6 protein-coding genes are annotated in these 6870 nt (G+C 65.9%); 3 read left to right on the top strand and 3 right to left on the bottom strand.

All coding sequences use genetic code 11. The features are described from left to right. The first annotated feature begins 96 nt into the window (after positions 1–96). The gene (locus ABZV34_RS36260) at positions 97–2514 is read left to right on the top strand and encodes a site-specific integrase (RefSeq protein WP_356286571.1); all 2418 of its coding nucleotides are present in this window, start codon (positions 97–99) and stop codon (positions 2512–2514) included. Here ABZV34_RS36260 and ABZV34_RS36255 read toward each other — a convergent pair. Then, positions 2492–3115: a nucleotidyltransferase family protein gene (locus ABZV34_RS36255; RefSeq protein WP_356286568.1), complete on the bottom strand. Its 624-nt coding sequence runs from the start codon at positions 3113–3115 to the stop codon at positions 2492–2494. The genes ABZV34_RS36260 and ABZV34_RS36255 overlap by 23 nt on opposite strands. A 49-nt stretch (positions 3116–3164) precedes the next feature. Between ABZV34_RS36255 and ABZV34_RS36250 the strand changes: the two genes are divergently transcribed. Next, a complete protein-coding gene (locus tag ABZV34_RS36250; RefSeq protein WP_356286565.1) occupies positions 3165–3767 on the top strand; it encodes a hypothetical protein in 603 nt (200 codons plus the stop codon). Next, entirely contained in the window at positions 3764–4288 is a 525-nt protein-coding gene (locus ABZV34_RS36245) for a hypothetical protein (protein WP_356286562.1), read from the top strand. Before ABZV34_RS36250 ends, ABZV34_RS36245 begins: the two co-directional genes overlap by 4 nt. A 37-nt stretch (positions 4289–4325) precedes the next feature. On the opposite strand, the gene ABZV34_RS36240 is transcribed toward ABZV34_RS36245, so the two are convergent. Continuing rightward, positions 4326–5396, bottom strand: coding sequence for a hypothetical protein (locus ABZV34_RS36240; RefSeq protein ID WP_356286559.1), 1071 nt, complete (start codon positions 5394–5396; stop codon positions 4326–4328). A gap of 484 nt (positions 5397–5880) precedes the next feature. Further along, positions 5881–6870, bottom strand: a 990-nt coding sequence (locus tag ABZV34_RS36235) for a transposase (RefSeq protein ID WP_356286556.1), incomplete at its 5' end; no start/stop codon positions are given.

The following is a 6870-nucleotide window of genomic DNA, read 5'->3' as shown; positions in this document are numbered from 1 at the left end:
ACGAAGAAACCCCCTGACCAGGGCATTCGCCTACCTGCCGGAGGATTTGCCATCGCCATTCGGGCCCGGGCCCCGTAAAGGCAACGGCATTGGGTCATGACCACGGTTGACCAGCTCGACCGCGCCGTCACAGACCCGGTCGGCTTGATCACCGACCTCGTCGCCGGCATCGAGAGGGAACTCGGCATCGAGACGATCCGGGCCGTGGTCACCGCGGTCGCGGGCGGCCGAGCGAAGTCACGACAGCTGGCCAAGGCCCTGGCCATACAGCCCGCGCTCCTCACCGACGGCCGATCCCCGGCGCCCCGGGCCATCGGCGATCTGCTCATCGAGCTCCGCAAGGCCGGAGCATCGGCGATCGCACCGCCAGTCTGCGCCGAGTGCGGCAAGAAGCTGGGAACCCTCCAACGCAAGGGGCAGGACTGGTACTGCTCGGTCTGCGGGCAAGAAACCGCCGAGTGCACCGCCTGCGGCAACGTCCGTCGCGTCAGCTTCCGAGACCGGAAAGACCTGCCGCGCTGCAAGATGTGTCCCGACCACGACCACCGCGATCCCGTCACGGTCGTCTACGATCTGATCACCGCGATCGCCCCGGGCACCGACCGAGATGCGGTCGCCGAGGCCCTCCGCCGGACGGCGCCCGACCGCCCCCACTATCGCCAGCGAGTGGTCTGGGCCCTGGAGGAGAATCCCCGACTGCTGACCGGGGAGGGCTACCTGGCGCCGCATCGCGCCATCCTGAAGTTCATCGACCTGCTGCACGAGGCCGGTATCGCCGGGGTCGTCCGGCCCGCCTGTCCTCGCTGCCGCCGGGTGGTCCGCATCGACAAGCCGCTGGACGGGCAGCGAGTCTGCCGCAACTGCATCGCCAAGTCCCGCGTCGAAGAATGCGTACGCTGCGGAGCCCGGCGCGAGCCGGCCACCCGCGACGACCAGGGGCGACCGCTGTGTCCGAACTGCCTGATCACCGACCCCGCGAATACCGAGGTCTGCATCAGCTGCTGCGAACGACGCCGAGTACAGAACCGCACCGCCGACGGTCCCCTCTGCCCCAACTGCTGCCCCCTGCCCGTCCTGGTCTGCGCGATCTGCGGCCGCACCGCACCCGGCACACTCTCGAAGCTCACCGGCCTGCCCCGCTGCCGCGGCTGTTTCCAACGCCAAGCTCACTGCACCGTCTGCGGAGGACTCCGCGGCATCCACTCCGGCACCGCCGACGCGCCCATCTGCGGTCCGTGCACGACACCGGACGCCGAACTCTGGCGCCCATGTCCCACTTGCGGACAAGCCGAGCGGCTTCACGCGTCGGGCCCGTGTCCTCGCTGCACTCTCAAGCAGCGGCTCCACGATCTCCTCGCCAACGACACCGGCTCCATACCCTCGAAGCTGCAGCCCCTCTACGACGCCCTGGCCGGCACCGAACGGGCCCGCACCGCGATGAGCTGGCTCTCCAAAGGCATCGTCTCCACCGTCCTGTCCGATCTTGGCTCCGGCCGCCGCCCTCTCACCCACCAGGCCCTGGATGAGCTCCCGGAAGGCAAGGTCGTGGAGCACATCCGCAGCGTTCTCGTCGCCGCCGGAGTCCTGCCCCAACGGGACGAGCAGATGATCCGTCTCGAACGGCACGTGAAGGACCTCGTCACCTCCCATACGACGGTCGAGGGACGGAAAATCCTGCACCGGTACGCAACGTGGCACCTTCTACGTCGGCTTCGCCGACGCAGCCGCGGCAAGGAGATCACCCACTACCAGCTCGCGACCGCGCGGCACCACCTGCGGGCGGCCGTCTATCTCCTGGACTGGCTCGAGGAACAGAATCTGACCCTGACCACCTGCCGACAGGCCGATCTTGATCGCTGGATGACCAGCGACGAAGTCCTCCTTCGCACCGAGGCAGGCCACTTCGTTCGCTGGGCCCTGGCCCAGAAGATCACCCGCGACCTCAGCTTCCCGGCCGTCAGATGGAACGGCCCCACCCAGCCGATGGACAACGAGGCCCGCTGGGACACCGCGCGACGCCTGCTGCACGACGACACCCTCAAGCCCGAAGACCGCCTCGCCGGCCTGTTGTTGCTCCTCTATGCCCAGTGGCCCGCCACGATCTCCCGGCTCACCGTCGACCACATCGAGGAAACGGACGGCGCCGTCCACATCCACCTCGGCGCCGTCCCGGTCGAACTCCCGGCACCCGTCGCTGAACTCGCCCTTCGCCAAGTCGCGGTCCGCCGCAGCCATGCCGTCCTTGCCCGGACGGACTCACCCTGGCTCTTCCCCGGCGGCCAGCCCGGCCGCCCGATCAGCGCCTGGGCCATGGGCGAACGGCTCCGCAAACTCGGCATCCGCCTCGCGGAAGCCCGCTCAACCGCTCTCTTCCAACTCGCCACCGAGCTGCCCGCAGCAGTCCTCGCCCGCACCCTCGGTATCGACATCACCGTCGCCGTCAAGTGGCAGCGGGCCGCCGCCGGAGACTGGGCCGCCTACGCTGCCGAGATCAGCCGCCGGAACAGCTCGTGACGCTGGTGGAAGGCCATTCCAGCACAGTCAGCTCGGGCCATTCCTGCCGCCATCGCGTCGCTTTCGTCTCATAGACCGACCGCGGAGCGAGCACAGGGTTGGGGCGAACGACGAGGTTGAACACGTCCGACAGTCCATGAGGCGCATACACACGCCACCTGCCGTCCGTCTCCAAACGCACACCCAGGCAGCAGGTCGTCGCAGCGAAGCTGTCGATCGCTGCCTCGACAGATTTGTACGGGGGACACGCGACCCCGAACTTGTCCTCATACCAGAGGTGAACCCGTGCCTCGTTGCGGATCTCCACCTCTGCCGCCAGGTCGGCAAAGACCTCCCTACCGGCCTTGATCACCGCGTCCTCCGCCTCCCAGGACAGATCGCCGGCGTCGAAGTAGAAGACGTCGTAGTCCTTGATGCCGCTGGTCGGCAGCTTGTCCGACACCACGTTCCACACCGTCTGGAACAGGCACCCTGCCGTCACATACCAACCGGGCAGGTCCAACTTCGCAGTCCGGGCCAACACTTCCAACAACACGTCATTCCGGGACAACACCGCACGCAGGGAGTCAAGTTGCTGGTCGAGAGGCAGTCGGCTGATCACCAGCACTGCCTATCACAGCCCGCCAGTAGACGGACCCGATCTTCCTCAAGTGACCCCTCAGTCACGCAGGGCATTCAGGCAGTTCCAATACCCGACTCCACCATTACGGGTCACGGAGAAACGCACCCGGGCCGCGGTCGATAAACTTGTCTCGCACCAGTTCGACCGGCACGGCAACAAGATCTGGACCCAGGCCCGCCAGCTCCTGGAGCACGAGCACGCCCGCCTGCGGATCGGCCAGGTGTCCGTCCCCTACGGGATCTGCGTCGAGCCGAGCAACGTCAAGGCCGGCGGCCACGGTTGCCCGTTCCGGTTCCGCTGCGTCGGCTGCGACCACTTCCGCACCGACCCGTCGTACTTGCCGGAGCTCCGGATCTACCTGGACACCCTGCTGCGGGACCGCGAACGCCTCGCCGCCGCCACCGACCTCGATGCCTGGGCCCGCACCGAAGCGACTCCGTCCGACGAGGAGATCAAGCGCATCCGCACACTGATCCGCCGCGTCGAGACCGACCTCGACGGGCTCACCGACGACGAACGCGAGCAGATCAAGGACGCAACCCGGACCCTGCGCAAGACCCGCACCGTCTCCCTGGGCATGCCCGGAATCCGTCCACCCGAGTCTGACCTGCGGCTGGAGCGCGACGCATGACCACATCACCGGACCACCTGGCCCGAGCGCGGGCCGCGGACTCCGACCGTCGCCGAAACCGAGTGTTCAAAGCCCTCGACCAGCTGACTGCCGCCGGGGAGGAGATCAGCGTCTCGTCGGTCGCTCGCGCCGCCGGCGTCCACCGCAGCCTGATTCACCGCCACGGAGACCTGCACGCGGCCGTCATGGCCCGCGCGGGCCAGCTCCCGCCCGGCAAGACTGCCGGAACGCAGGTCAGCCGCAAGTCGCTGCTGGCCGACGTCGCGAACCTCACGGCCCGCAACAGCCGCTTGTCCGCACACATCGCCCGGCTCGAACGACGCCTCTCCGAGGCCCTGGGGCAGGTGGCCTGGGAAGCCTCCGGCCTCGGTGCCCCGGCAGACGTCGAAACGCTCACCCGCCGGGTCACCGAGCTGGAGCAGCAGATCCTCGACCTCCGCGCGGAACTTGCCGAACGGGACGAGGACCTCACCGCGGCACGGGCGGCCAACCGCGAGCTGATGAACCAGATCAACCGCTGATTCCCTAAACTGACGAAGCGTGTGCACGTGATTTCGGTCAGAGGCGCCGTTCACTCTGCCTCTGTAGGCACCACACGTAGTACCACTTGTTGTCTTCCACCGGGCCCCTTGACTTGTCAGCAAGCATTGCCTGCGCCCAGCCCACGGCACCTCCACCAGCCCCACCCACAAGTCCAGTCACATACTCTTTGAAGACGGCCCCGTACACCGCGGCCAGGACCACCGTGACCCCTGCCACCACGGCCCCCGTTGTAGCAAAGGCGCGTTGTCGACTCAACACGCGCATGGTGGATTCCAGCTCGCGAATCCCCTCCTCAATCTCAAAACCCACATCCCGCAGAGCACGGTCCATCTGCTCCGCGTCCACAGCCTCATCCAGGGCATTGAACTCGCGACGCAGAAACGTACGGAACCCCCGAAATGAGTTGAACTCACCCTCCGTAATCTTGCTAAATTCCCCCAGAGAAACCCCTTCAATGAAGGGGATGTCCATGGCGACAATTGGGCGGACCATCCGGTTTATCTCTGGCCGTGTCTGTGAAACCTCGACCAGTCGGCCATCCCGCAAAAGGTAATCGACGGCCGACGACTGCGCGTGTGAAGGCTCTCTCCACTCACTGTCGACGATCGAAAGAGTGGAAATTGTAGGTAGGTACGCCGTAAGGCCCATGCGAAGCAGCCCCTCCGCATCAAGAATCCACCGTCCCAGGGACGCGAGATCCGGGCAGTGCATCCCGTACGTAATCGAGGTCAAGTTCTCATCACTGTAAACATCGCTTATAGCCCGTAGGTTCTTAGTTCCGATCTCATGAAGACCGGCACCGGGTGCATGGGACATGAGCAGCGTGTCGGATATCAGCGTCACTCTCTTAGTAACAGCAGCGAGGTCCTCTCTTTGCTGGGAGGAGACGTGTACGGAATACCGCTCCCCTCCGCCTGGTGGCCGCCACGGCCCCCATAGACCGTCTCCCCGCGTAAAGAACATCCCGTACTTGCGGGCTACGCTCTCAGGATCAAGGCGCGTGATACCGCGTTTCCTGAAGAACTTCCTCATCTGCTTCGCGACTTCAGGGCTCTGAACCCTTACATCCCTCTGGCGTCTCCACATTCACGCAGGATCCATCACTGCACACAGGCCGTCTAGAGCACGACGAGATGTTGATCAGAGTCGATCCGAACGTAGGCCCCTCCCCTCAATTTTCGCTCCCGGTTCGCTCCATCACCGTCACCCCCACCACGCTAGGGCGGCCGCGTTGACGCCAGGTGCACCGTGTTGTCGGCGATGACGACGAGGGCGTTCGCAAGGCCAGACGGGACGGCCCAGGGGTATTTCAAAGTCCTGGTGATCACGTGAGTCCGCAGGCCAGAGAGGTCCAGCCGGGCCCGTCACGAACGCAACGAAACTCCGGTTGAACGGGGTGACCTTCCCAAGTCGCCCTGAACCACCGGAGTTTCGATGTGCCGTAAGTCTGCCACCGTCCCGGGTTCGACGTAATTCGGCAGCCTGGAGAGGCGGATCTGGGGCCTGACCTGGGCGGACATGCGTGTGTCCGCCTGGAGGGCGTGTCTCTAGGCGGTGGTGTTCTCGCTGGTCAGCGAGGTGCGGGCTGAAGTGAGACGACCTGCTTGGGGGCGGGGATGTCCAGCTTCGCGAGTAGGTCGCGCTGAGGCTTGGTCAGGGTGGTGACCTGCTGGAACGTGCCGGTGCGGCCGGTGAAGGTGCCCAGATGGAGGCGGTCGAGTTCGCGTCGGATGTGCGGCCAGGTCTTGCCGGTGGTGGTCTCGGTGATCCGGATGAGGAGGAGGGCGAGCCAGCAGAGGATGACGTGGGCTCGGATGCGTTCTTCGAGGCGGTGGTAGACGGGCCGCAGGTCGATGATCTGCTTCATGTCGCGCCAGCCGCGCTCGACTTCGAGCAGTTGCTTGTAGCCCAGCGCGATGTCCTCGGCGCTCAGGTGGGGGTCGCTGCAGCGCAGGAGGTACTTCCCGTCGAGGTTCTCCTCCGCCTTGATCTTCTTCTGGTCGACGCGGAGCTTGCCGGCCTGGGTGGCCCGAAGGTAGCGGTTCAGGCCGGGCTTGTCGGCGATCTTCCCGCGTAGTTCGCCCCGCTTGAAGTCGCTGAGCTTGTCGGTGTCGGCGATCAGGTCGGCGAGCTGGGTGACGAGTTGTTCACGCATGTGCCGGTCGCGCTCGGCCGCTTCGGGGTTGTAACAGATCACGAACCGGTCGGTGTCGGATATCCGCACCTCCTTGACGCGCATGTTCTCGCCGACGTCCTGGTAGCGGCCCTGCCGGGACAGGGCGGCCTGCACCTCGGGACTTCCGGAGCGGAGCTTCTCGCCGATGATGTAGGCGTGGTCGCCCTTGCGCAGGTAGCGGCGGTTGGCGGCGGAGGAGAAACCGCGGTCTGCCACCCACACGATCTTGGACAGGGTCCAGTCCCGCATCTCGTCCTTGACCTGGCGGATCAGCGTCTGGTCGGAGGCATTGCCCGGCCAGCACCCAATGCCGTTGCCTTTACGGGGCCCGGGCCCGAATGGCGATGGCAAATCCTCCGGCAGGTAGGCGAATGCCCTGGTCAG

It is taken from the genome of Streptomyces sp. NPDC005195 (assembly GCF_040608315.1).
GTDB classification, from domain to species: domain Bacteria; phylum Actinomycetota; class Actinomycetes; order Streptomycetales; family Streptomycetaceae; genus Streptomyces; species Streptomyces kaempferi.
Note: the sequence above shows the minus strand (reverse complement) of the source record. Positions and strands in the feature narration are given on the sequence as shown.